The 24,825-nt window shown below is 74.3% G+C and carries 21 protein-coding genes and 2 rRNA genes; 15 read left to right on the forward strand and 8 right to left on the reverse strand.

Annotated elements, in window-relative coordinates; genetic code table 11:
- The 4 genes from ACFPP6_RS27735 to ACFPP6_RS27750 form a co-directional block, all read left to right on the forward strand.
- Window positions 1–106: ribosomal RNA gene (locus ACFPP6_RS27735) — 23S ribosomal RNA — on the forward strand; the annotation flags it as partial.
- A 105-nt stretch (window positions 107–211) separates the two neighbouring features.
- Window positions 212–328 (forward strand): 5S ribosomal RNA (rrf, locus tag ACFPP6_RS27740).
- Window positions 329–490: 162 nt separating this feature from the next.
- On the forward strand, window positions 491–1,612 hold the full coding sequence (locus ACFPP6_RS27745; protein ID WP_382047844.1) for a hypothetical protein: 1,122 nt from the start codon (window positions 491–493) through the stop codon (window positions 1,610–1,612).
- Entirely contained in the window at window positions 1,609–2,457 is an 849-nt protein-coding gene (locus ACFPP6_RS27750; protein WP_382047847.1) for a tetratricopeptide repeat protein, read from the forward strand. Before ACFPP6_RS27745 ends, ACFPP6_RS27750 begins: the two co-directional genes overlap by 4 nt.
- A gap of 102 nt (window positions 2,458–2,559) precedes the next feature.
- Here the strand turns inward: ACFPP6_RS27750 and ACFPP6_RS27755 are convergent, their stop codons facing one another.
- Entirely contained in the window at window positions 2,560–3,885 is a 1,326-nt protein-coding gene (locus tag ACFPP6_RS27755; protein ID WP_382047850.1) for a DUF1015 domain-containing protein, read from the reverse strand.
- 75 nt (window positions 3,886–3,960) lie between these two features.
- Between ACFPP6_RS27755 and ACFPP6_RS27760 the strand changes: the two genes are divergently transcribed.
- Window positions 3,961–4,989 (forward strand): HAD-IIA family hydrolase, encoded by a 1,029-nt coding sequence (locus ACFPP6_RS27760; protein ID WP_382047853.1) that lies wholly within the window; start codon window positions 3,961–3,963, stop codon window positions 4,987–4,989.
- A 212-nt stretch (window positions 4,990–5,201) separates the two neighbouring features.
- Here ACFPP6_RS27760 and ACFPP6_RS27765 read toward each other — a convergent pair whose 3' ends face one another.
- Together ACFPP6_RS27765 and ACFPP6_RS27770 are read right to left on the reverse strand one after the other, a co-directional pair.
- Complete coding sequence (locus ACFPP6_RS27765) at window positions 5,202–6,029, reverse strand: siderophore-interacting protein (RefSeq protein ID WP_382047856.1); 828 nt, start codon at window positions 6,027–6,029, stop codon at window positions 5,202–5,204.
- A gap of 62 nt (window positions 6,030–6,091) precedes the next feature.
- Window positions 6,092–7,126, reverse strand: a complete 1,035-nt coding sequence (locus ACFPP6_RS27770) for an ABC transporter substrate-binding protein (RefSeq protein WP_382047858.1) — start codon at window positions 7,124–7,126, stop codon at window positions 6,092–6,094.
- A 124-nt stretch (window positions 7,127–7,250) separates the two neighbouring features.
- Between ACFPP6_RS27770 and ACFPP6_RS27775 the strand changes: the two genes are divergently transcribed.
- From ACFPP6_RS27775 to ACFPP6_RS27785, 3 genes are all read left to right on the forward strand, one after another.
- A complete protein-coding gene (locus ACFPP6_RS27775) occupies window positions 7,251–8,261 on the forward strand; it encodes a FecCD family ABC transporter permease (protein ID WP_382048199.1) in 1,011 nt (336 codons plus the stop codon).
- Window positions 8,262–8,293: 32 nt separating this feature from the next.
- Window positions 8,294–9,352 carry a FecCD family ABC transporter permease gene (locus ACFPP6_RS27780; protein ID WP_382047861.1) on the forward strand — a complete coding sequence of 353 codons (1,059 nt, stop codon included), beginning with the start codon at window positions 8,294–8,296 and terminating at the stop codon, window positions 9,350–9,352.
- 105 nt (window positions 9,353–9,457) lie between these two features.
- On the forward strand, window positions 9,458–10,267 hold the full coding sequence (locus tag ACFPP6_RS27785) for an ABC transporter ATP-binding protein (protein WP_382047864.1): 810 nt from the start codon (window positions 9,458–9,460) through the stop codon (window positions 10,265–10,267).
- Between the two features lie 58 nt (window positions 10,268–10,325).
- Here the strand turns inward: ACFPP6_RS27785 and ACFPP6_RS27790 are convergent, their stop codons facing one another.
- Window positions 10,326–10,673, reverse strand: a complete 348-nt coding sequence (locus ACFPP6_RS27790; RefSeq protein ID WP_382047867.1) for a sterol-binding protein — start codon at window positions 10,671–10,673, stop codon at window positions 10,326–10,328.
- Between the two features lie 68 nt (window positions 10,674–10,741).
- Between ACFPP6_RS27790 and ACFPP6_RS27795 the strand changes: the two genes are divergently transcribed.
- From ACFPP6_RS27795 to ACFPP6_RS27805, 3 genes are read left to right on the forward strand one after another with little or no spacing between them, the layout of a single operon-like run.
- A complete protein-coding gene (locus tag ACFPP6_RS27795; RefSeq protein ID WP_382047869.1) occupies window positions 10,742–11,125 on the forward strand; it encodes a hypothetical protein in 384 nt (127 codons plus the stop codon).
- Window positions 11,126–11,138: 13 nt separating this feature from the next.
- Complete coding sequence (locus ACFPP6_RS27800) at window positions 11,139–11,954, forward strand: TlyA family RNA methyltransferase (RefSeq protein WP_382048202.1); 816 nt, start codon at window positions 11,139–11,141, stop codon at window positions 11,952–11,954.
- Complete coding sequence (locus tag ACFPP6_RS27805; RefSeq protein ID WP_382047872.1) at window positions 11,951–12,940, forward strand: NAD kinase; 990 nt, start codon at window positions 11,951–11,953, stop codon at window positions 12,938–12,940. Before ACFPP6_RS27800 ends, ACFPP6_RS27805 begins: the two co-directional genes overlap by 4 nt.
- A gap of 55 nt (window positions 12,941–12,995) precedes the next feature.
- Here the strand turns inward: ACFPP6_RS27805 and ACFPP6_RS27810 are convergent, their stop codons facing one another.
- Window positions 12,996–14,441 (reverse strand): S41 family peptidase, encoded by a 1,446-nt coding sequence (locus ACFPP6_RS27810; protein WP_382047875.1) that lies wholly within the window; start codon window positions 14,439–14,441, stop codon window positions 12,996–12,998.
- Window positions 14,442–14,562: 121 nt separating this feature from the next.
- Between ACFPP6_RS27810 and recN the strand changes: the two genes are divergently transcribed.
- The 3 genes from recN (at window position 14,563) to ACFPP6_RS27825 (ending at window position 18,476) form a co-directional block, all read left to right on the forward strand.
- Window positions 14,563–16,332: a DNA repair protein RecN gene (recN, locus tag ACFPP6_RS27815; protein ID WP_382047878.1), complete on the forward strand. Its 1,770-nt coding sequence runs from the start codon at window positions 14,563–14,565 to the stop codon at window positions 16,330–16,332.
- Window positions 16,333–16,515: 183 nt separating this feature from the next.
- The gene (locus ACFPP6_RS27820) at window positions 16,516–17,040 is read left to right on the forward strand and encodes a hypothetical protein (RefSeq protein WP_382047881.1); all 525 of its coding nucleotides are present in this window, start codon (window positions 16,516–16,518) and stop codon (window positions 17,038–17,040) included.
- Between the two features lie 323 nt (window positions 17,041–17,363).
- On the forward strand, window positions 17,364–18,476 hold the full coding sequence (locus tag ACFPP6_RS27825; RefSeq protein ID WP_382047884.1) for a glycosyltransferase family 4 protein: 1,113 nt from the start codon (window positions 17,364–17,366) through the stop codon (window positions 18,474–18,476).
- A 58-nt stretch (window positions 18,477–18,534) separates the two neighbouring features.
- Here ACFPP6_RS27825 and ACFPP6_RS27830 read toward each other — a convergent pair whose 3' ends face one another.
- Window positions 18,535–19,380, reverse strand: a complete 846-nt coding sequence (locus ACFPP6_RS27830; protein ID WP_382047887.1) for a pentapeptide repeat-containing protein — start codon at window positions 19,378–19,380, stop codon at window positions 18,535–18,537.
- A gap of 41 nt (window positions 19,381–19,421) precedes the next feature.
- Complete coding sequence (locus tag ACFPP6_RS27835) at window positions 19,422–21,026, reverse strand: PucR family transcriptional regulator (RefSeq protein WP_382047890.1); 1,605 nt, start codon at window positions 21,024–21,026, stop codon at window positions 19,422–19,424.
- A gap of 129 nt (window positions 21,027–21,155) precedes the next feature.
- Between ACFPP6_RS27835 and ACFPP6_RS27840 the strand changes: the two genes are divergently transcribed.
- The gene (locus ACFPP6_RS27840) at window positions 21,156–22,466 is read left to right on the forward strand and encodes an MFS transporter (protein ID WP_382047893.1); all 1,311 of its coding nucleotides are present in this window, start codon (window positions 21,156–21,158) and stop codon (window positions 22,464–22,466) included.
- A 128-nt stretch (window positions 22,467–22,594) separates the two neighbouring features.
- Here the strand turns inward: ACFPP6_RS27840 and ACFPP6_RS27845 are convergent, their stop codons facing one another.
- Entirely contained in the window at window positions 22,595–24,397 is a 1,803-nt protein-coding gene (locus ACFPP6_RS27845; RefSeq protein WP_382047895.1) for a glycoside hydrolase family 15 protein, read from the reverse strand.
- Window positions 24,398–24,825 lie beyond the last annotated feature (428 nt).

Here is a 24,825-nt window from a genome sequence, read left to right on the forward strand (position 1 = left end):
CTTGATGGGGTAAGGCTCCCAGTAGACGACTGGGTTGATAGGCCAGGTGTGGAAGACCGGTAACGGTTGGAGCTGACTGGTACTAATAGGCCGAGGGCTTGTCCTCAGTTGCTCGCGTCCACTGTGTTAGTTCTGAAGCAACGAACAGTTGCTGGTTTGAGCAGAACCACTTAATTGAAAAGTGTGCTTGTTCGCTCGAAACCGATAGGGTTTCGGTGGTCATAGCGTTAGGGAAACGCCCGGTTACATTCCGAACCCGGAAGCTAAGCCTTTCAGCGCCGATGGTACTGCATGGGGGACCGTGTGGGAGAGTAGGACGCCGCCGAACAATATTTCAAGGACCCTTGGTCCCAGCGTTCACGCTGGGACCAAGGGTCCTTTTTTGTATTTCTGCCGAAGCGCGCCGGCCGTCCGGTTGCGCGAGAATGACTGCGGTACCCGAAGACAGGAGTCACGTCGATGCCCACCAACTACCCCGACGATCGTTCGGGTGGCGACCGCGGCGGTTTCCGCCGCGACGACCGACCGGCGTACCGGCGTGACGACCGCGGTGACGACCGGCGTGGCGGCCCCCGCCGCGACGACCGCGGCGGGCGTCCGGCCGGTGGCGGCTTCGGCCGTCGCGACGACCGCCCCTCTTTCCGCCGTGACGACGACCGCGGCGGCTCCCGCGGCGGTCGCGACGACCGTCGTGACGACCGCGGCCCGCGCCGCGACGACGACCGTGGCGGGCGTCCGGCCGGCGGTGGCTTCGGCCGCCGTGACGACCGTCCGTCCTTCCGTCGCGACGACCGCCGTGACGACCGCGGCCCCCGTCGCGACGACGACCGCGGTGGTTTCCGCGGCGGCCGCGACGAGCGCCGCGACGACCGCCCCTCTTTCCGTCGTGACGACCGCGCCCCGCGCCGTGACGACGACCGTGGCGGCTTCCGCGGCGGCCGTGACGACCGTCCCTCCTTCCGCCGTGACGACGACCGCGGCCCGCGCCGCGACGACCGTGGTGGCTACGACCGTCCCCGCGGTGGTTTCCGTGGCGGCCGCGACGAGCGTCCGTCCTTCCCCCGTGACGACCGTGCTCCGCGCCGCGATGACGACCGCGGTGGCTTCCGTCGCGACGACCGTGACGAGCGTCGCGACAGCCGTCCGTCCTTCCGTCGTGACGAGCGTCGTGACGACCGCGGTCCGCGCCGTGACGACGACCGTGGCGGCTTCCGTCGCGACGACCGTCCGTCCTTCCGCCGCGATGAGCGCCGTGACGACCGTGGCCCGCGCCGCGATGACGACCGCGGTGGCTTCCGCGGCGGCCGCGACGAGCGCCGCGACGACCGCCCGTCCTTCCGTCGTGACGAGCGTCGCGACGACCGCGGCCCCCGTCGCGACGACGACCGTGGCGGCTTCCGCCGTGACGAGCGTCGCGATGACCGTGGCCCGCGCCGCGATGACGACCGTGGTGGCTTCCGCGGCGGTCGCGACGACCGCGGCCCGCGCCGCTCGTTCCGTGACGACCGGCAGGGTGGCGGCGGCTACCGCGGTGGCCGGGACGACCGTTCCGGTGGCTACCGCGGCGGCCGTGACGAGCGCGACCGGGACCGTGGCGACCGCGAGCCGGTGAAGCGCCTGCCGATCCCCGACGACGTCACCGGTGACGAGATCGACGCGGACGTGCGCCAGGAGCTCATGAGCCTGCCGAAGGGCCTCGCCGAGGAGGTCGCCCGCAACCTCGTCATGGTCGCCAACCTGCTGGACGAGGACCCGGAGCAGGCCTACGCCTACTCGCGGATCGCGCTGCGTCTCGCCTCCCGCGTCGCCGCGGTGCGCGAGGCCGCCGGCTTCGCCTCGTACGCGACGGCCAAGTACTCCGAGGCGCTCGCCGAGTTCCGCGCCGCCCGCCGGATGACCGGCTCCGTCGAGCTGTGGCCCGTGATGGCCGACTGCGAGCGCGGCATGGGCCGTCCCGAGCGCGCGCTGGCCATGGCCGGCGAGCCCGAGGTCAACAAGCTCGACAAGGCCGGCCAGGTCGAGATGCGCCTGGTCGCCGCCGGTGCCCGCAAGGACATGGGCCAGGCCGAGGCCGCCGTCGTGACGCTGCAGAGCCCGGAGCTCGCCTCCAGCTCGGTCCAGCCGTGGACCGCGCGCCTGCGGTACGCGTACGCCGACGCGCTGCTGGAGGTCGGCCGCGAGAGCGAGGCCCGCGAGTGGTTCGCCAAGGCCCTCGAAGCGGACCAGGGCGGCCAGACGGACGCCTCCGACCGCCTCGCCGAGCTGGACGGCGTCGAGTTCACGGACGCCCTGGCGGAGTCCGAGGCTGACGAGGCCCTTGAGGCCTCCGAGGCCCCCGAGGCCGCTGAGAAGCCTGTCGAGGAGTCCGCCGAGGAGTCCGTCGAGAAGCCCGCCGAGGAGGCTGAGGAGTCCGGCGACGTCGCCGAGGCGCCGAAGGCCGACGACGACAAGAGCTGATCGCTGACGTAGAGGGCGGCGTCCCGGTACCTCGTACCGGGACGCCGCCCTTTTTCGTCTCTTCTTTCGGCTCTTCCGCCGTCTCTTCCGCCGTCTCTTCCGTCAGTTCAGGGCCAGGCTCCGCAGCACCAGGCCCGTCGCCGGCTTGGGGCCGAACGACGTGGACTTGCGGGGCATGGTCACGCCCTGTTCCGCCAGCTCCCGGACGACGTCCTCCTGGACCGGGTGCATCAGCACCGCCGTGCCGCCGTGCCGCTCGGCCTGCTTGACGGCCGCGGCCGTCTCGTGGATGTAGCTGATGTTCTCGGGGTTGTCCGGCACCTGCCAGATGTGTTCCAGCAGCACCGAGTGCAGGACCGTCGCGTCCAGCGTGCGCCAGGCCTCCGGGCGGTCGGTGGGGACCACGCGGGCCAGCAGCTCCGGGTCCGGGCGGTCGAGGAGGTGGAAGCGGCCGTCGCCCGCCAGGACGAAGGCGTTCCCCGCTTCTCCGGACGCTCCGGACACCCCGGGTGCCCCGGAGGCTTCGGACGCCTCCGCCAGCGCGTCGAGCGCCTCCGGCAACGGGCCGTCGATCGTGCGGACCCGGAAGGAGCCTTCGAGGGCCGCCAGGGCCTGGGCGACCGGAAGCCGGTGCAGGAGGCGGTGGATGGCCCGTACGCGCAGCGGGTAGCGGGCGGTGTCGACGAGGAGGACGAGGCCGAAGTCCCAGGGGCCGGGGGCCGGCTGCTCGGCGCGCAGGCGCAGATACGTGGCCCAGCGGTGGTGGCCGTCGGCGATGAGCGCGTGCTGCTGGGAGAGGTCCTTCCCGATCGCTTCGAGGTCGTCCGGGTCGGTGATGGACCACAGGCGGTGGGCGTAGCCGTCGTCGGTCGTCGTGGACAGCAGCGGCTCGGTGCCGGTGACGCGGTCGATGACGGCCGCGGCGCCGGTCGTGCTGCCGTTGCCGCGGTAGGAGAAGAGCAGCGGTTCGAGGTTGGCGCCCGTGCCGCGCATCAGGGCCGCGCGGTCCTCGACGATGTGCGGCATGACGTCCTCGTGCGGGAGGACGACTCCCTCCTCGCGGGGGCTGAGGCGGAGGGCGCCGATGAGGCCGCGCTGCAGTATGCCGCCGCCGCGCTGCTCGTAGACGTAGAGGGCGGGCTCGGGGTCGGCGGCGAGGACGTGCTCCTCCTGCCAGCGGCGGAGGGTGTCCGCGGCCAGCCGGTGCCGGTCCGCGGCGCTCGCCGCCTGGGGGAGGATCAGCCTGACGATGTTGTGCGGATCGGCGGTCTCCAGGTGACGCAACCCGTCGGGCCGTACGACGACGTCGTACGGTGGCGAGGTGACGGCGGCGAGGCTGCCGACCCGCTCCGGGACATAACGCAGCCCACGGAAGGGGGCGAGCTGGAGTCCTTGCCCTGCTTTCCCTGCTCGGCCTGGAGTGCTCATTGGGAAATGTTATGTCTCATGGCCCTGTGAGCAATGATCGTGGAAGAGACGTACAGCACAAGGAGCGAGTACAGCATGAACCAGACCGCCCGTACGCGGCCCGACGGCAGCGAGCGTGCCCTCAGCGAGGCCTACGACACGGCGCTGCTCGACCTCGACGGCGTGGTGTACGCGGGCGGGGAGGCCATCGCGTACGCCGTCGAGTCGCTCGGGACGGCCCGCGAGGGCGGGATGCACCTCGCCTACGTGACGAACAACGCCGCGCGGACGCCGGAGACGGTCGCCGGACACCTGACCGAGCTGGGTGTCCCCGCCGAGGCGTCCGACGTGATCACCTCCGCCCAGGCCGTGGCACGGCTGATCTCCGAGCAGCTGCCCGCCGGGTCCCGGGTGCTGGTCATCGGCGCCGAGGGGCTGCGGGTGGCCCTGCGCGAGCGCGGGCTGGTGCCGGTGGAGTCGGCCGACGACGACCCGGCGGCCGTCGTCCAGGGCTACGGCGGGCCGGACATGCCGTGGTCGCGGCTGATGGAGGCGTCGTACGCCGTGGCGCGGGGCCTGCCGTGGTTCGCGTCCAACACGGACCTGACGATTCCGAGCGGGCGCGGCATCGCGCCGGGCAACGGTGCGGCCGTGGAGGTCGTACGGATAGCCACGGGCGCGACGCCGCAGGTGGCCGGCAAGCCGCTGCCGCCGATGCACCGCGAGACGGTGCTGCGGACCGGTGCGGAGCGGCCGCTGGTGGTCGGCGACCGGCTCGACACGGACATCGAGGGCGCGCACGTGGGCGGGGTGGACTCGCTGCTGGTGCTGACCGGCGTGACGACGGCCGCGCAGCTGGTCGCGGCGCGGCCGGAGCACCGGCCCACGTATGTGGCCGAGGATCTGCGGGGGTTGCTGGTTCCTCAGCCGGAGGTCGTGCCGGTGGGTGACGGGTTCCGGTGTGGGGGGTGGACCGCCTCCGCCGACGGTGATGCGCTCGTCCTTGCGGGGGAGGGGGAGCCTGTGGACGGGCTTCGGGCGCTTTGTGCTGCCGCGTGGACGGCTGCGGGTGACGGGGTGTGCTCGCTGGACTCGGGCAAGGTGGTGGCCCGGCTGGGGCTGTGACCGTGGATGGGGCGGGTTGGGGGTTCTTCCCCTGACCCGCCCCTTCCCGTAACTGGGGCTGCGCCCCAGACCCCCGTCCGCGCTGCCGCGCGTCGTCCTCAAACGCCGGACGGGCTGAGTTGGTGCGGGGACGAGCTGAGTTGGTGCCGGGACGGACTCAGTCGGTGCCGGGCCGGGCTGAGTTGGTGCCGGACGAGCTGAGGTGGTGCTCGTCAGGCCAGTTCCGCCAGCAGGTCCTCCTCCGTGGCTCCCCGGCGCCAGTAGCCCGTGAACGTCACTGTGCGGCGGTCGATGCCGCGGTCGTTGACCAGGTGGCGGCGGAGGCCGCGGACCGTGCCGGATTCGCCGGCGAGCCATGCGTAGGGCGTGCCCTCGGGGAGGTCTGCGGCGCGGACGGCGCTCAGGACGGGCTCCGCCGCGCCCCGTACCAGCCAGGTGATCTCCGCGGCGGCGTCGGTGGGCAGGTCCTGGACGTCCTCCGGGTGGGGGACCTCTATCCAGATCTTGGCCGGGGTGCCGGCGGGCAGCCAGGCGAGGATGCCGGCGACGGCGGGCAGTGCCGTCTCGTCGGCGGTGATCAGGACCCAGTCGGTGCCGGCGGGCGGCTGGAAGTCGACGCCGCCGTTGTCCTCGACGACGGGCGCGAGGACGGTGACGACGTCGCCGGGGCGTGCGGCCTGGGCCCAGTTCGTGGCGGGGCCGCCGTGTCCGTCGGCGTCGCCGTGCACGGCGAAGTCGACGTCCATCTCGTCCGGATCCTGCCGCAGGTCCCGCACGGTGTAGGTGCGCATGAAGGCCCGTACGGCCGGGTCCTGGGCGCGCCATTCGGTGAACCAGGTCTCGTCGAGGTTCGCGGGCAGGACCGGGCGGTCCTGCCCGGGCTGTGGCAGGAACAGCTTGAAGCGCTGGTCGCGGCCGCCGGTGACGATGTCGCGGAGCTCCTTGCCGCCGAAGGTGACCCGCATCATGGCGGGGCTGATCCGCTCGGTGCGGAGCACCTCCAGGTCGAAGAAGCGGTACGGGAGGGTGGTGCCGGCCATGCGGGTGTTTCCCTTTCGCTCGGGTGCGCCTGTCAGGCGACTGGGTTGGGCCTGTCAGGCGGTCAGGCGACCTTCTTGGCCTTCTGGACGGCCTCGGCGAGGGCCTCGACGAGCGGTGCGCACCCGGCGTGCGAGTAGCGCGGCTCGCTGAGCCAGGGGCTGATCTGGCCGGCCTTGACGGCGGGCAGCTCGGCCCAGGTGGGCTTGGCGGCGAGGTCCTTGGGCTGGAGGGCGGCGGTGCGGTTGTCGAGGAGGATCAGGTCGGCGGGGTACTTGCCGGCGTTCTCCCAGCTGAGGCTCTCGAAGAAGCCGCCGGTGACCTTGTCGGGGACGACGAAGTCGACGCCGAGGGACTTGAAGTAGGCGAGGTCGGCGTAGACGCCGGGGTCGGAGACGTAGAGCAGGTCGGCGGAGCCGGAGGCGGCGAGGACCTTGAGGCCCTTGTTGTCCCGGGCGGCCTTGCGGAGGGTTTCGGAGGCCTTCTCGAAGCGGTCCTTGGCGTCGGTGACCTCCTTCGCCTTGAGGTCGGCGCCGAGGGAGTCGGCGAGCGCGGCGTAGCGTCCGATGACCTGGGTCAGGGAGACCTTGGTGACGTTGATGCCGATGCTGGGGGCGAAGCCGAGGATCTTCTTCCTGCTCTCCTCGGGGACGTACCAGAGCTCGGTGCCCTGGATCATGTTGGTGACGAGCAGTTCGGGGGAGAGGGCCGCGTACTTCTCGACGCTGAACTCGCCCCAGGCGTTGCCGAGGACGGTCAGCTTGTCGATGTCGAGGTCGCCGGCCTGGGGGTCGGGCTCGCCTCCCTTGCGGATGGTCGGGCCGAAGACGCCGACGCATTCGACGCCGAAGTCGTGCAGGGCCGCGGCGGTGCCGGTGAAGGCGACGACCTTCTTCGGGGTGCGATCGGCCTTCGCGGTCTCGCCGCGGTCGTCGTTGAAGCTCCACGGGCCCGAAGCGGAATCTGAGTCCCCGTCCGAGGAGCCCTTCGAGCCGCCCCCGCAGGCCGTCAGGAGGGCACCTGCGCCGAGGGCGCCGCCCGCGGCCAGCAGGCCGCGGCGGGACATGAAGGAGCTGGTGGAGGTGCGGGGGGTGCTCATGGTGGTGCGCTTCTCTCAAGAATGAGGCAAGAACGGGGGGAGTTAAGGGTAGGCTAACCTAAGGGTCGTGTTGGTTGACAGTCCCCCCGAGCCCCCGGCGGACACCGGTCCGCAGCCGCCGCAGATACCCCCGGCAAGCCGTAAGCGGAATGCCGCGCGGGCTGCCGGGCTGCTCGCGGCGACCGGTCTGCTGCTGCTCGTCGCCGTCGCGAGCGTCGCCGTCGGCGCCAAGCCGCTGTCGCTGGACCAGGTCTGGCACGGGCTGTTCGACGGCGCGCACGGCGAGGCCGGCGTCATCGTGCGCGAGGTCCGCCTGCCCCGTACGCTGCTCGGCCTGCTCGCCGGCGCCGCCCTCGGGCTCGCCGGCGCCGTGATGCAGGCCCTCACCCGCAACCCGCTCGCCGAGCCCGGGATCCTCGGCGTCAACGCGGGCGCCGCGGCGGCCGTCGTATCCGCCATCACCTTCCTCGGCGTCAGCTCGACCGGCGGCTACGTGTGGTTCGCCCTCGCCGGTGCGGCCGTCGTCTCCGTCGTGGTCCACGTGCTCGGCGGCAGCCGGGGCGCCACGCCCGTACGGCTCGCCCTGGCCGGCACCGCCGCGACGTACGCGCTCTACGGCTACGTCAACTCCGTCCAGCTGATGGACTCCGCCGCGCTCGACCGGATGCGCTTCTGGACCGTCGGCTCCCTCGCCTCCGCCAACGCGGACGTCATCCGGCAGGTCCTGCCCTTCATCGCCGCCGGCGTGCTGCTGGCCTTCGCCCTCGCCCGGCCCCTGAACGCCATGGCCCTCGGCGACGACAGCGCCCGCGCGCTCGGCACCCGGCCCGCCCGCACCCGCGTCCTCGCGATGGCCGCCGTCACCCTGCTGTGCGGCGCGGCGACCGCCGCCTGCGGGCCCGTCGTCTTCATCGGCCTGATCGTCCCGCACCTCGTGCGCGCCCTCACCGGCCCCGACCAGCGCTGGGTCCTGCCGTACGCGGCCGTCCTGTCGCCCGTGCTGCTGCTCGGCGCGGACATCATCGGGCGGGTCGTCGCCCGGCCCGGAGAGCTCCAGGCCGGCATCGTCACCGCCGTCGTCGGCGGGCCCGTCTTCATCCACCTCGTACGGCGCCGGAGGGTGGCCCAGCAGTGAGCTCACCCGCACCGACGACATCAACGGCACCGATGACACGGACGAAGCGAACGGCGCGCACGACGCGGACCATCCGTACCGGCGGCGGGCTCTCCCTGCGCGTGGACGCCCGCGCCGGCCTCGTCGTCCTGCTGCTCCTGGCCGTCGCGGCGGCCGCCTCCGTGGCCCTCATCGCCACCGGCGACTTCCCCATGTCGCCCGCCGACGTCCTGCGGACGCTCGCCGGCGGCGGCACCCCCGCACAGGACATCGTCGTCCACGACCTGCGCCTGCCCCGGGTCCTGGTGGGCCTGCTCGCGGGCGCCGCCCTCGGGCTGGCGGGCGCGGTCTTCCAGTCCGTCTCCCGCAACCCGCTGGGCAGCCCGGACGTGATCGGCTTCGGCCAGGGCTCCGCGGCCGGTGCGCTCGTCGTCATCGTCCTCTTCCACGGCGACCCCTTCGCCGTGGCGGCCGGCGCCGTCGCCGGCGGCATCGGCACCGGGCTCGCGGTCTACCTGCTGGCCTGGAAGAAGGGCATCAACGGCTACCGCCTCGTGCTCGTCGGCATCGGCGCCGCCGCCGTCCTCACCGGCCTGCGCGACTACCTGATGACCAAGGCGGACCTCGTCGACGCCGCCCGCTCCATGATCTGGATGGTCGGCTCGCTCAACGGCCGCGACTGGGCACAGGTGTGGCCCCTGCTGTGCGCGGTCGCCGTGCTCCTGCCCCTCGTCCTCGGGTACGGGCGCGCCCTGCGCATGCTGGAGATGGGCGACGACGCCGCCCACGCCCTCGGGGTGCGCGCCGAGCGCACCCGGCTCGTGGTGATGGCCTGCGCCGTGCTGCTCACCGCCGCCGCCACGGCCGCCGCCGGGCCCGTCGGCTTCGTGGCCCTCGCCGCGCCGCAGCTCGCGCGCCGGCTGACCCGCGCGCCCGGCCCCAACCTCCTCGCCTCCGCGGTCATGGGCGCCACCCTGCTCGTCGGCGCCGACTGGGCCTCGCAGCGGCTCTTCGGAGCCGACCAGCTGCCCGTCGGCGCGCTGACCGGAATGCTCGGCGGCTGCTATCTGCTGTGGCTGCTGTTCACGGAGCGCAAGGCGGGCCGGGTGTGAGCAGCGAACGCACAGCGGGCCGGGTGCGGGTGTGAGCAGCGCATCCCGTACGACCCTCGGACCTTCAGCACGACGGAGACGACCCCTCACCAAGGAGACAGCACCATGAGCCGACTGACGGCCGAATCCGTCACGCTCGCCTACGACCAGCGGGTCATCGCCCAGAACCTCTCGGTCGCCATCCCCGACCGGTCGTTCACCGTCATCGTCGGCCCCAACGCCTGCGGCAAGTCCACCCTGCTGCGCGCCCTGGCCCGGATGCTCAAGCCCGCCGCCGGATCCGTCCTGCTCGACGGCGCCGCCATCGGCTCCTACCCGGCCAAGCAGGTCGCCCGCACCCTCGGGCTGCTCCCGCAGTCCTCCATCGCGCCCGACGGCATCACCGTCGGCGACCTCGTCGCCCGCGGCCGCTACCCCCATCAGGGCCTGCTGCGCCAGTGGTCGCGCGAGGACGAGCGGATCGTCACCGAGTCCATGGCCGCCACCGGCGTCGACGCCCTCGCCGAGCGGCACGTCGACGAGCTCTCCGGCGGCCAGCGCCAGCGGGTCTGGATCGCCATGGCCCTCGCCCAGCAGACCCCGCTGCTCCTGCTGGACGAGCCCACCACGTACCTCGACATCCAGCACCAGATCGAGGTGCTCGACCTGTGCGCCCAGCTCCACGAGGAGCAGGGCCGCACACTCGTCGCCGTCCTCCACGACCTCAACCACGCCGCGCGTTACGCCACCCACCTGATCGCCATGCGCGACGGCAGTGTCGTCGCCCAGGGCGCGCCGGGGGACGTCGTCACCGCCGAGCTCGTGGAGCAGGTGTTCGGGCTGCGCTGCCAGGTCATCGACGACCCGGAGACGGGGACGCCGCTGGTGGTGCCGGCGGCACGCCGGTCCAGGGCGGGCGCCGCGCTGCAGAAGTGAGCGGGCCGTGGCAGCTGCGGCAGCCACGACTGTTGCAGCTGCTGCCCAGCGGCTGCCGCTACAGCAGCGACCGCAGCCGCAGGACGTCGCGCAGGCTCGCCTGGACCCTGACCCGGCCGGCGGCCCACGCCTTCGCGAAGTTCAGCCGGCCGTCCACCAGGGCCACCAGGTCGTCGCCCGCCATCGTCAGCGCGATCTCCGACCGTCGCTCGGGCGTGCCCGGCCGCGTCTCCACGTCCTGGATGTGCCCGCCCACGAGGTGGCCGGTGAAGGTCACGTCGAGATCGGTGATGTGGCAGCTGAGCGAGCGGTCGGGCGTGGCCGCGTCGCGGAGTTCGCCCTTCGCTCCCGCGAGGTTCTCCGCCAGTCTGTCGAGTGCGGCGCGGCACTCCTCGGTCGTCGCCATCACCAGGGACGGTACCGCAGCAGGCCGCGTACGCCGCAGAGGCGCCGTTCCGGGGTAGCGTCGGAGCCATGAGCGATGCGATGACTCCTGCGGACCGGGAGACTCCTGCGGACCGGGAGACTCTTGGAGGCAGGGAGACTCCTGGGGCCCCGGAGGCTCTTGCGGACCTGGAGACCCTTGCGGATCCGGAGACGGGCGAGGCCGGCGGGGCGACCGGGCCCGGCCCGGTGCCGCTCGGCGTCGTGCGCACCCCGACCGGCGACCCCGCCGTCGACACGCAGCTCGTCCGGCTGGCGGACGCCGACCACCTCGCCGCGAGCGGCCACCTGGAGGTGTACGAGGATGTACACCGGGGCCTGCGGGAGGCGCTGAGCGCGCTCGACCGGAGCCCCGGCCCGTCCGGGGCGTCCGCGGCCCCGGGCGCCCCCGCTTCGTACGACACCAGGAGCTGAACCACCCGTGGCAGTGACCCGCCCGCGACGCAGCCGACTCGACGCCGAGCTCGTGCGCCGTAAACTCGCCCGCTCCCGCGAGCACGCGAGCCAGCTCATCGCGGCGGGCCGGGTGACCGTCGGCGGCGCCGTCGCGACCAAGGCGGCGACCCAGGTCGAGATCAGCGCCGCGGTCGTCGTCACCCAGGACGAGAACGACCCCGACTACGTCTCCCGCGGCGGCCACAAGCTCGCCGGCGCCCTCGCCGCCTTCGTCCCGCGCGGGCTGAAGGTCGAGGGGCGCCGCGCCCTCGACGCCGGGGCGTCCACCGGCGGCTTCACCGACGTCCTGCTGCGCGCCGGTGCCGCGCACGTCGTCGCCGTCGACGTGGGCTACGGGCAGCTCGCCTGGTCGCTGCAGAGCGACGAGCGGGTCACCGTGAAGGACCGCACGAACGTCCGCGAGCTGACGCTGGAGCAGATCGACGACGTCCCCGTCGACCTCGTCGTGGGCGACCTGTCGTTCATCCCGCTCGGGCTCGTGCTGCCCGCGCTGGTGCGCTGCGCCGCGCCCGACGCCGACCTGGTGCTCATGGTCAAGCCGCAGTTCGAGGTCGGCAAGGAGCGGCTCGGCAGCGGCGGGGTCGTGCGCAGCACCCAGCTGCGGGCCGACGCGGTGCGCGCGGTCGCGGCCCGCGCCGCCGAGCTGGGGCTCGGGGTGCTCGGGGTGACCGCGAGCCCGCTGCCGGGGCCCTCGGGCAACGTCGAGTACTTTCTGTGGCTGCGCGCCGGAGCGCCCGAACTGGACCCGGCGGACGTTGACCGTGCAGTGGCGGAGGGGCCGCGTTGACGACTTCAGAAGCAACAGAGGCAGCAGCACAGGCAGGGGCACAGGCAGCAACGGCGGCACAGGGGGGCTGCGGGACGGACGACGGAGGGAAGCGCACCGTCTTCCTGCTCGCGCACACGGGCCGCCCGGCGGCCATCCGCAGCGCCGAGCTCGTCGTCCAGGGACTGCTGCGCTGCGGCATCGGCGTGCGGGTCCTCGCCGAGGAGGCGGCCGACCTGCCGCTGCCGTCCGCGGTCGAGCTGGTCGAGGCGGGCCCCGACTGCTCGGAGGTCCTGGAGGGCTGCGAGCTCCTCGTCGTCCTCGGCGGCGACGGCACGCTGCTGCGCGGCGCGGAGTTCGCGCGGCGCTCCGGCGTGCCGATGCTGGGCGTGAACCTCGGCCGGGTCGGCTTCCTCGCCGAGGCCGAGCGGGACGACCTCGACAAGGTCGTGGACCGGGTGGTGACGCGGGAGTACGAGGTCGAGGAGCGGATGACGCTCGACGTCCTCGTGCGCACCGACGGGCACGTGGTGCACACCGACTGGGCGCTGAACGAGGCGTCCGTGGAGAAGGCCGCGCGCGAGCGGCTGCTGGAGGTCGTCACCGAGGTCGACGGGCGCCCGGTGTCGCGCTTCGGCGGCGACGGCGTGGTGTGCGCGACGCCCACCGGGTCGACGGCCTACGCGTTCTCGGCGGGCGGCCCCGTGGTGTGGCCGGAGGTGGAGGCGCTGCTGATGGTGCCGATCAGCGCCCACGCGCTGTTCGCCAAGCCGCTGGTCACCGCCCCGGACTCGGTCCTCGCGGTGGAGGTCCAGCCGCAGACCCCGAACGGGGTCCTGTGGTGCGACGGCCGGCGGACGGTGGAGCTGCCCGCGGGCGCGCGGGTGGAGGTGCGGCGGGGAGCGGTGCCGGTGCGCCTGGCGCGGCTGCACCACGCGTCCTTCACGGACCGCCTGGTGGCGAAGTTCGCCCTGCCGGTGGCGGGGTGGCGCGGGGCGCCGCACTGATCCGCCGGTCCGCCACCGGTGCGGCGGGAGCGCGTCCCGCCGCACCGGGCGGGCCTCAGCGGTGGGAGCGGGCCACGAACCGCCGTGCCTCGGCGAGGGCCGAGTCGCGGTGGGTGCGGAACTCCTCCTCCGTGAAGACGGGCGTGGCGACATCCGGGGAAATGCCCGTGATGTCGTAGGTCGTCCGGTGATCCCGTGCGCTCAGGAACTCCTCGTTCGGCAGGGTGAACCGCCAGCCGTTGGGCAGCCGCCGCTCCAGGGTGTCGGAGAAGGACCCCTGGGTGTTCTCGCCGATCCGCTGCGTGGGCTGCGTGCGGCCCATGAGGGCCTGTGTGAGCGTCTCGCCCGCGCTGATGGTGAGCCGGCCCGTGAGCACGGCCACGGGGCCGGTGTGGACGGGCCCGCGGTGCGGGGTGACCATGACGGGCTGCTCGGGCGTGAACTTGCGCGGGTCGCGCGGATCGTTGCGGGCGTGCTTGAGGTACGCGAGGTACGGGCGGTCCGTCAGCCGCTCCGCCACGCGCAGGGCGAGCCGGTCGGAGCCTCCGCCGTTGAACCGCAGGTCGAGCACCAGGCCGCGCAGGGCGCCCGGGCCGCGGGTGCGGCCGGACGTGAAGATCTCGTCGAGGGCGCGGTCGATGACCGCGCTGTCCTCGGCGTAGCCGCCGTCCTCGGTGTAGCCCTGGAATCCGGTGATGCGCAGGTAGCCCGTGCGGTCGGGCAGTTCGGCGTACGAGATGCGGCCGTCGCCCCACGTGCGCCACCGGGCCTCGGGCACGCCGACGCCCTCCTTGACGGCCTTGTCCATGCGGAGCATGCCGTCGCGGTCGGGGATGGTGGTGTCCTCGCGGCGGCCGCCGAAGCGCCCCTCCGCCTTCTCGGGGTCGGCGACTATGCCCGTGTGGCCGTCGTGCAGCGGCTCGATCATGCCCTTCAGGACCTCGAAGAGCGCCGTGTCGTCCGCCGCTGCGGCGGCCCGCGGGCGGAACTTCTCGCGGACGTCCTTCCAGTCGATCCCCTTCTGGGCGAAGAAGGGATAGTTCTCGGCGTAGGTCTGCCAGAAGACGTCAAAGACGCGGAGATTGTCCGCCTTTGCGGGAGTGGGGGCGGGAACGGGAGTGTCGCGGCACTCGGCCGGCAGGGCGGGCAGGCGGCGCAGCGTGCGGTGCCCGACGTTGTCGCCGAAGGACAGCACCGCGCGGTCGCGGCCCTGCGCCGTCACCGTGATCGGCGCGTCCTTGTCCTGCTGGAAGGTGCCCGGGGCGGTCGTACGGGCGGCGTCGCGGAAGCCCGGCAGGCAGCTGACGGCAGTGGTGTCGTACGTCCGCAGCCTGCGGCCCCTGTCCTCGACGGAGACGACCGTGCCGTAGCCGTCCATGCGCCACGCCCCGTCCAGGGAGGCACGGGCGGGCGCGGCGAGCGCGCTGCCGGTGGAAGCTGCGGTGGTCAGAACGACGGCGGAGGCCAGGAACAGGGCTGCCGTGCGGGAACGTGCGGTCATGGCCCGATCGTGCCCGGAACCGGGCCGGAGCGGCCATGGAGCGATCACCCGGAACGGTGGTGGGGATTCCCCCAGGGTGGTCGGTGGGGGTGGCCGTCGCGAGGGGCCCCCGGAACCTCGTATGGTCGTATCCGTGTTGGAGGAGATGCGGATCCGGTCCCTGGGCGTCATTGATGACGCGGTCGTCGAGCTGTCACCCGGTTTCACCGCGGTGACCGGCGAGACCGGCGCGGGCAAGACCATGGTCGTCACGAGCCTCGGTCTGCTGCTCGGCGGGCGCGCCGACCCCGCCCTGGTGCGCATGGGGGCCCGGTCCGCGGTCGTCGAAGGGCGGCTCGCCGTCGACCCCGGCTCGCCCGTCGCCCTGCGGGCGGAGGAGGCGGGCGCAGAGCTCGACGACGGCACCCTGCTCATCAGCCGCACCCTCTCCGCCGAAGGACGCTCCCGGGCGCACCTGGGCGGGCGCGGCGTGCCCGTCGGGCTCCTCGGCGAGCTCGCGGACGACCTCGTGGCCGTCCACGGGCAGACCGACCAGCAAGGGCTGCTGCGGCCCGCCCGGCAGCGCCAGGCCCTCGACCGCTACGCGGGTGACGCGGTGGCCGCGCCGCTCGCCAAGTACGCCGACGCCTACCGCCGGCTGCGCGCCGTCGCCGCCGAGCTCGCCGAGCTGACCACGCGGGCCCGCGAGCGCGCCCAGGAGGCCGACCTCCTGCGGTTCGGGCTGGACGAGGTCGCCGCCGTCGAACCGCTGCCGGGGGAGGACGCCGAGCTCGCCGCCGAAGCCGAGCGGCTCGGGCACGCAGAGGCCCTCGCCTCCGCCGCCACCGCCGCCCACGCCGCGCTCGCCGGGAACCCCGAGGACCCCGAGGGCATCGACGCCGCCACGCTCGTCGCCGGCGCGCACCGGGCCGTGGAGGCCGTACGGTCGCACGACCCCGCCCTCGCCGCCCTCGCCGACCGCATCGGCGAGATCGGCATCCTGCTGTCCGACGTGGCCGGGGAACTGGCCGGGTACGCCTCCGACCTGGACGCGGACCCGCGGCGGCTGGCCGCCGTCGAGGAGCGGCGCGCCGCCCTCACCCAGCTGACGCGCAAGTACGGCCAGGACATCGCCGAGGTCCTCGCCTGGGCCGAGCGCGGCGCGGAGCGGCTCGGCGAGCTCGACGGCGACGACGAGCGCATCGCGGAGCTCGCCGCCGAACGGGACGCGCTGCGCGCCGAGCTGGGCGGGCTCGCCCAGGCGCTCAGCGACGCCCGGGCGGAGGCCGCACAGCGCTTCGCCGACGCGGTCACCGCCGAACTCGCGGAGCTGGCCATGCCGCACGCCCGCGTCAGCTTCTCGATCCGGCAGACCGAGGTCGCGGAGGCGGAGGCGGAGAGCGGCATCGAGGTCGGCGGCCGCGCCGTCGCCTACGGCCCGCACGGCGCCGACGAGGTCGAACTGCTCCTCGCGCCCCACCCCGGCGCACTGCCCCGGCCCATCGCCAAGGGCGCGTCCGGCGGTGAGCTCTCGCGCGTCATGCTCGCCGTGGAGGTCGTCTTCGCGGGCTCCGCCCCCGTGCCCACGTACCTCTTCGACGAGGTCGACGCGGGCGTCGGCGGCAAGGCGGCCGTCGAAGTGGGCCGCCGCCTCGCGCGCCTCGCGCGGACGGCCCAGGTCGTGGTGGTCACCCACCTCCCGCAGGTGGCTGCCTTCGCCGACCGGCACCTGGTGGTGGAGAAGACCCACGAGGGGTCGGTGACGCGCAGCGGCGTCCAGGCGATGGAGGGCGAGGACCGCATCCGCGAACTCTCCCGCATGCTGGCCGGCCAGGAGGACTCGGAACTGGCCCGCGCCCACGCGGAAGAGCTCCTCGCAACAGCGCGGGGCGCCTCCGGCGGGGGTGCGTGACGCTCTGCGGTTCGCGGGGTTCGCGGGGTTCGCGGGGTTCGCCGGGTCGGCGGGCCCGACCGCACGGCCCGAGCCGGCCCGGCACGGGTCTCCGTCGCCGGAGCGTTCGCCGACTGCGGCGAGGGCCGGCCGGCACCGCCGGGCTGCGGTGTCGCGGCTGATCGCCGCTGCGGCGGGAAGCGAATGCCGGGGCCGGCTCTTCATCGGCGGGGCGCCGGTCACCCGGCCCACGCCGGCCGCACGGCCGACCTGTACGCAGGCCCCGCCGCGGCCGCCGGCACCGCGCTCGCCCTGGCGGCCACGCCCGCTCTGCCGCCGAAGGCGCGGGCGGCCGGAGCGCCGGCCGTGGTGGCGGCCGGAGCCTGCGGGGCCCACGACGACTTCGTGGGCGCCGGGGATCCCCGGCGGGGGTTCCGGGCGCACCTGGGCGCCCTGCGGCGGGGCGAGGTGACCAGCGGGGCCGAAGCTCTTCGGGGCCGGGCGGCGGCCGTCAAGGAGCGGCCGTTCGGCAAGGTGCTCGCCGCGGTGGGGATCGCCGGCTCCGCCCACCTCGCCGACCTGCTGGACGTACGGCCGGGAAGGGCCGCCGGGGCCGTGCCGGTGCTCTCCGCGCCGGGCCCCGCCCGGCCCGATGGCCGCGCCGGGCCCCGCCCGGCCCGATGGCCGCGGCGGGCGCGGCCGGCCCGATGGCCGCGGCGGCCGGGCTGATCGCGGACGATCCGGCCGAGCGGACGGTGCCCGGCGCCACCGGCGGCCACGCGCTCGGGGGCGGGGCCTGGGCTCGCCGTCGTGGCCGGCAACGGCCGTGCCGGGCTTGCCCGCACGCCGCCGCACTGGTGGCGGAGGCCGTGGCGATGGACGCGAGAAATCACCTATGTGAGTGAATCCGCGGATGCGCGGGCGAGGTAGGGAGCTCAACCCGCGAGACGGTGGTCCCGTGATGTCGGCGGACGCTGGCATCCTGGGCGGCAGCACTGCGCCGTACGCCTCTCCGACGCCGACGCCGACGCCGAATCAGGAGTTCCCCCCGCGTGAGCAGTACACCCGCGCCCCACGGGCGGCCGTCCCTGCACGCGGTGCAAGTGCTGGGCAGCGGGGGAGCCGGCAGCGGCGCGCACGTGCGCTCCCTGGCGGCCGGGCTGGTCGCTCGCGGGCTGCAGGTGACGGTCTGTGCGCCGCAGCAGACGGGCGAGGGGTACGGATTCACGTCCGCGGGTGCGGCCTTCGCCCCGCTGTGGGCCCGGCCGGACGCCTTGGCGGTGGCCGGCATCCGCGCGGCCAGCGCCGGTGCCGACGTGGTCCACGCGCACGGCCTGCGCTCCGCCGTCCTCGCCGCCCTGGCGCTCCGCGGCCGCACCACCCCCCTCGTGGTCACCTGGCACACCACGTGCCACGAGGAGGGCGCCCGCGGCCGGTTCCTGCGGCTGATGGAGCGGCGGGCGGCCCGCGCCGCGGCCGTCGTCCTCGGGGTGACCTCGGAGCTGGTCGACCGGGCCCGGCTGCGCGGCGCGCGCGACGCCCGCCTGGCCCCGGTGGCCGTGCCCGCCCCGCGCCAGGCGCCGGACGACGACGAGCCGCGCGACAAGACCCGTGCCGAACTGGGCGCGGTGGCCCGCCCGTTGCTGGTCACCGTCGGCCGTCTGGAGGCGGGCCGGGGCCACGGCGTCCTGCTGGACGCGGCCCGCGTCTGGCGCGAGCTGGATCCCGAGCCGCTGCTGATCGTGGCGGGCGAGGGCCCCGAGCGGCCGCTGCTGCAGCGCCGCATCGAGGAGGAGAACCTCCCGGTCCGCCTGGTGGGCCGCCGCGACGACGTCCCCGAGCTGCTCGCCACGGCCGACCTCGCGATCCTGCCCAGCCGCTGGGAGGCCCGCTCCCTGCTCGCCCAGGAGGCGCTGCACGCGGGCGTCCCCCTGGTGGCCACGGCCGTCGGCGGCGTCCCCGACCTCGTGGGCGATGCGGCCGAGCTCGTCCCCTACGGCGACTCCGCCGCCCTAGCCGGGGCGGTGGCCCGCCTGCTGGCCGATCCGGCCCGCCGCGCCGAGCTCACCGCGGCCGGCCGGGCCCAGGCGGCCACCTGGCCCACCGAGGACGACACGGTCGCGCACGTCCTCAGCGTCTACGACGAGCTGGCTGCAGGCGGATAGCCCGCCCCCGCCTCTCGCAGGCGGAACGTTTCGGGCGCGAGGTTCCGGGTGCGACGTCTCAGGCGGCCGGGCCCCAGTGCGCCGGCCGGCTCAGCGCCTCCGGCAGCTTCGTGCCCGCATCGCCCCGCGCCGCGTTGAGCTGGGCCTGGGTGAGGAAGACGCTCCCGGTCAGGTCGGCCCCGGCGAGGTTCGCGTCGCGCAGGTCGGCCCCGAGGAGGTCGGCGGTCCGCAGGTCCGCGCCGCCGAGGTCCGCGGCGATCAGGTACGCGCCGCGCAGGTTGGCGCCCCGCAGGTCGGCGCCGCGCAGCCGGGCCCCCATCAGGTCGGCCCCGCGCCGGTTCTTCTTCTTGCCGGGGACCTGCGCCCGTACGAGCTCGCTGGTGCGCTGCAGCAGCTCGCCGACCTCCATCCGGCGCGCCGTCACGTCCACCTCCAGGATCGCCTCGGGGCTCTCGTGGGTCAGGCGCTCGACGGCGTCGTGCACGCGCCGGATCTCGGCGTGGAGCCGCCGGGCCGCGGGCAGGGTCAGGGCCTCGGCCAGGTACCAGAGCAGCTCGTGCAGCTGCCGCATGACCGGGTAGACGGCGAACATCTGCCGGGCGGTCCCGGGGTCCTGCCGCCAGTCCCGGCCGCCGAAGGTGACCTGGGAGACCTTCTGCCCCGCACCCTGGCAGTCGTAGACGGTGCAGCCGGAGAAGCCCTTCTGCCGCAGCTCGGTGTGGATGCCGCAGCGGAAGTCCTGCTGGATGTTGCCGCACGGCTTGCCCGCGTCCTTGGTCACGGCGAAGTCCGCCGAGGCGACGAACGGCAGCGCGACGCAGCACAGCGCGAAGCAGCTGCCGCAGTCCGCCCGCAGGTCCTCGCGGTCCGCCGCGGCGACGCCGACTGCCGCATTCTTCTTCATTCCGGTCACCGTTCGAGTAGAGCCCGGTACATCTGCGCAGGTCAAATCCATTCCGTATGACGCCGCGCACGCAGTGCGAGGCTCAGGGACAGCACCGTCTCCGGGTCCTCCAGGTCCGCGCCCAGGAGCCGGCCGATCCGCGCCAGCCGGTCGTAGAGCGTCTGGCGGTTGAGGTGCAGCTCGCGCGCGGTCTCCGCCTTGCGGCCCGCGTGGGCGAGGTAGGCGGTCAGGGTGGGCAGCAGCGCCGGCCGGGAGGCGGCGTCGTGCGCGATCAGCGGGCCGAGCACCCGGTCGACGAACGCCGCAAGGTCGCCCTGGGAGCGCAGCCGCCACAGCAGGACGTCGACGTCGAGCCGCCGCACGTCGTGCCAGGGCCGGTCCGGCAGCCCCTGGGCCGCCGTCGCCGCCTCCGCCGCGTGCCGCAGGCCCGCCCCGGCCGTCTCCCACGTCGCCGGAGCCCCGGCCACCACCACGGGCGCCGGGAAACCGGCCCGCTCCGCGCCCGCCCGCAGCGCCGCGGCCACCCGCCCGGCCACCGCCGTCCGCTCCGCCGCATCGCGCAGGCCCACCAGCAGCGGCACCCGCCCCTCCGGCATCCGGACGCCCAGCAGCACCGGCACCCCCACCCCGGCCAGCTCCTCCTGCACCGAGCAGGCCAGCGCGGCCCGGCAGTCCGCCGGCGCCAGATCGGCGGCCGGGCGCATCACGAGCGGCAGCAGCGGGCCCGGACCCGGCTTGAAGCCCAGCACCCGGGCCTGCGCGGGCGCGTCGGCCGCGGACACCCGCTCCTCGGCGAGGTCGGAGAGGAAGTCGGCGCGCCCGCGAGCGGCCAGCTCCTCCTCCTGGCGGGCCTGCAGCAGGACGACCGCGAGCAGCCCGGCCGTACGGTCCGCGGCGATCCGGTGCACGGGCGCCAGCGGGGCGTCCACCGGCAGGACGGTCAGCCGGGCCCGTACCGCGCCCGGCCCGGGACCGGTCCCGGGAATGTCGGTGACGACCGCCCCGGCCATCCCCGCCGACCGCAGCCCCTCCCACACCTGCAGCGGATCCGACCCGCCGGACACGCCCTCCGGCCCCGCCGCGTACAGCAGCCGGCCGTCCGGCGTCCCCAGGAACACGGGGTTGCCCGCGAAGCCCGCGAACAGCCGCAGCACCTCCGGCACCCCGCCGCCGCCCAGCAGCACCTCCGTGCACCTCCGGTGCACCTCCTCGGCGCGCCGCAGCAGCGCGTAGTGCTCGTTGACGAGCTCGGTGTGGATCTCCTCCGTCACCGCGACGAACGGCACCTCCCGGTGCAGCTGCACCAGCGGCAGCCCGCACGAGCGGGCCGTGTCCACCACCGCGGCCGGCAGCGTCGTGAAGCGCGCGCCCAGCTCGACCACCAGCGCCGCGATGTCCCGCTCCGCCAGCCCACGCACGAAGGCGCGCTGCTCGGCGGGGCGGCTGCCCAGCCCCAGGCCGGTGGTCAGCAGCAGCTCGCCGCCCTTGAGCAGCGCGGCGATGTTCGGGGCCTCGCCCGCGTGCACCCAGCGGACCGGCCGGTCGAGCCGGTCGCCCGCCGCGAGCACCTCGGGGAGTCCCTTGCGCAGGGTGGGCAGCGCGAGGGCCCGCGCGACGGTGATGGTGCCCTGCGGGGTGTGTTCCATGCCCGGAACCTAACGGTCGTCCGGCTTGGTTGTCAGACAGGCCTTGCGGCAGGTTCGAGGCCGCACGGCGGCGGGCCGCACGGTCGGACGTTGTATGCACCGCACCGCGCCGCACCTACGCTGTCCCGCATGACCGCCGTGCCCGAGAGCTCCGAGTCCGCCCCCTCCGGCTTATCCCCGGAGCCGGGCCGGGACGCCGCCGTCCTGCCCGACCGCGCCGCCGTCCAGCACCGTACGGTCAACGTCCTCATGGCCGCCCAGATCTTCATCGGGGTCGGCATGGGGGCCGTGATCTCGTCCGGGAGCCTGCTCGTGGAGCGGCTCACCGGCTCCCAGGCCGCCGCCGGCTTCGCCACCACCCTGGTGACCCTCGGCGCCGCGGCGCTGTCCGTCCCCCTGGCGGCGCTCTCCCGGTCCCGCGGCCGCCGCGCCGGGCTCGGCCTCGGCGCGCTGATCGCCGCCGCGGGTTCGCTGGTCGTCCTGGTGGCCGCCCCGCTCGGCTGGGTGCCGCTCGCGTTCCTGGGCCTCCTCCTCGTCGGCGCGGGGACGGCGGCCAACCTCCAGTCGCGCTTCGCGGCGACCGACCTCGCGGAGGCCGACGGGCGGGCCCGCGCCCTCTCCCTGGTCGTCTGGTCGGTGACGGTCGGCGCCGTCCTCGGCCCCAACCTCACCGGTCCGGGAGCCACCGCCGCCCGTGCCGTGGAGCTGCCCGAGGAGGCGGGCGCCTTCGTCTTCTCGGGCGTGGCCTACCTCCTCGGCTGGGCCCTCATCCACACCCGGCTGCGCCCCGACCCGATGCTGCTCGCGGCCCGGCTGAACCCGGGCGGAACGACCGGGCGGGGCGCGCGCTTCCTTACCCGAATGAGCGGCGCCCTGCGGCACGTGGCCGCGTCACCCTCGGCGCTGACCGGGCTGATCGCCCTGGTCCTGGGCCATGCCGTGATGGTGTCGGTGATGACGATGACGCCGGTGCACCTCGCTCACCACGGGGCATCACTGAGCGTCGTCGGTTTCACCATCAGCCTGCACATCGCAGGCATGTACGCGTTCTCGCCTCTGGTGGGCCGGGCGGCGGATCGGTTCGGCAGGGTACCGGTCATCCTGGCCGGGCAGGTCGTCTACGTGGCCGCGACGCTCCTCGCGGGGACGGCCGGGGACCGGCGGTGGGCCGTCACGGCCGGGCTGTTCCTGCTGGGCGTCGGGTGGTCGTGCGCGACGGTCGCGGCGTCCACGCTGCTGAGCGAATCGGTGGACGCCGGGCACCGGGCCGAGGTGCAGGGCGCTTCCGACATGCTGATGGGGCTCGTCGGGGCGGCCGGCGGGGCGCTCTCCGGGGCGTTCGTCGCCGTGAGCGGCTACGGCGGCCTGAACGCCGCCGCGGCCGTTCTGGTCCTCCCGGTCAGCGGCTGCGCCCTGTACTTCGGCCTGCGGAAGCGCTGACCACTGCGTTCGGCTCGGCGCCGGGCGTGGAGCCCGGCTTTGTGTCCGCCGCAGCGGCGATCAGCCACTGCGGCGGAGAGAGGCGGTGCCGGACCGCCTGTGCGAGGGGCGAACCCCGAAGACCGCCCCTAACCCCCGAACGCGCTGGACGCCGTCAGGCGCAGCGCCGTGTCGATCAGCGGCACGTGGCTGAACGCCTGCGGGAAGTTCCCCACCTGGCGCTGCAGCCGCGGGTCCCACTCCTCCGCCAGCAGGCCCAGGTCGTTGCGGAGCCCCAGCAGCTTTTCGAACAGCTGCCGCGCCTCGTCGACCCGGCCGATCATGGCCAGGTCGTCCGCGAGCCAGAAGGAGCAGGCGAGGAAGGCGCCTTCGTCGCCCTCCAGGCCGTCCACCCCGGCCTCCTCGCCGGCGGTGGGGTAGCGCAGCACGAAGCCGTCCGGCGTCGACAGCTCGCGCTGGATCGCCTCGATCGTGCCGATCACGCGCTTGTCGTCGGGCGGCAGGAAGCCCATCTGCGGGATGAGCAGCAAGGAGGCGTCCAGCTCCTTCGACCCGTAGGACTGGGTGAAGGTGTTGCGCTCCTTGTCGTACCCCTTCTCGCACACGTCCCGGTGGATGTCGTCGCGCAGCTCGCGCCACCGCTCCAGCGGCCCGTCCACGTCGCCGGACTCGATGAGCTTGATGGTGCGGTCGACGGCCACCCAGGCCATCACCTTGGAGTGCACGAAGTGGCGGCGCGGGCCGCGGACCTCCCAGATGCCCTCGTCCGGCTCGTTCCAGTGGTCCTCGAGGTAGCCGATCAGGCGCAGCTGCAGCAGCGAGGCGTAGTCGTTGCGGGCGAGGCCCGTCATGTGGGCCAGGTGGAGGGCCTCGGTGACCTCGCCGTAGACGTCCAGCTGGAGCTGGTCGGCGGCGCCGTTGCCGACCCGGACGGGCGTGGAGTTCTCGTAGCCGGGCAGCCACGGCAGCTCGGCCTCGCCCAGCTCGCGCTCGCCGGCGATGCCGTACATGATCTGCAGGTTCTCCGGGTCGCCCGCGACCGCGCGCAGCAGCCACTCGCGCCAGGCGCGGGCCTCCTCGCGGTAGCCGGTGCGCAGCAGGGAGGAGAGGGTGATCGCCGCGTCGCGCAGCCAGGTGTAGCGGTAGTCCCAGTTGCGGACGCCGCCGATCTCCTCCGGCAGGGAGGTGGTGGGCGCGGCCACGATCCCGCCGGTCGGCGCGTAGGTGAGGGCCTTCAGCGTGATCAGCGAGCGGACCACGGCGTCCCGGTAGGGCCCGTGGTACGTACAGTGCTCGACCCACTCGCGCCAGAACTCCTCCGTGGCCTCCAGCGAGCCCTCGGGGTCGGGCAGGGCGGGCGGCTCGCCGTGCGAGGGCTGCCAGCTGATGGTGAAGGCGACGCGCTCACCGGGGGAGACGGTGAAGTCCGCGTACGTGGTGAGGTCCTTGCCGAAGGTGTCGGCGGTGGTGTCGAGCCACACCGAGTCGGGGCCGGCGACGGCCACCGTGCGGTCGCCGACCTTGTGCACCCAGGGCACGACCCGGCCGTAGGAGAAGCGCATGCGCAGCGCGGAGCGCATCGGCACCCGCCCGCTGACGCCCTCCACGATCCGGATCAGCTGGGGCGCGCCGTCGCGCGGCGGCATGAAGTCGATGACGCGGACCGTGCCGCGCGCGGTGTCCCACTCGGATTCGAGCACGAGGGAGTCCCCCCGGTACCGGCGGCGGTCCGCGGGCGGCGGTGCCGCGCCCGAGGGGTGGGCGGGGCCGACCCGCCAGAAGCCGTGTTCCTCCGTGCCGAGCAGACCGGCGAACGCGGCATGGGAATCGAATCGGGGCAGGCACAGCCAGTCGGCCGTGCCGTCCCGGCAGACAAGGGCGGCGGTCTGCATATCGCCGATGAGTGCGTAATCCTCGATACGCCCGGCCACGTCATCTCCAGTCGAACGGCGCCACATGACCCCGGCAGGGGTCCCTCTTGCGGTCAAGCGATCTTTAGACGAGCTCTGTTCCGGAATGGTGCGTCTCCCTTGGAAGCACCTCCAGCGGTAGCTGTGGGGAGGTGGCTGGGGGAGGGCGGGATGATGCCGTGCCGGCCGGCTCGTTGCATGTGTCCGAGCAGGATACGACGCGGAGTTGGTGCGACGCGCGACGGTTGGAGGACGAATCTGAGCCGAATGGGTGGCCTGTGACAGGGCCGCCACGCAGGGCCACACAGGGCGCCCGGACGCGTCGGCGGGCGCGGCCGGGCCGGGGCGCTGATACCCTGGTACCCCGTGGACCGGTGGGCGCAAGACCCCCCAACCGCAGCGACGGCACCCCCGAAAACCCCGGGTGGGCGCCGGTACGCACCCTCCAC

Source organism: Streptomyces aureoversilis (assembly GCF_042657885.1).
GTDB classification, from domain to species: domain Bacteria; phylum Actinomycetota; class Actinomycetes; order Streptomycetales; family Streptomycetaceae; genus Streptomyces; species Streptomyces aureoversilis.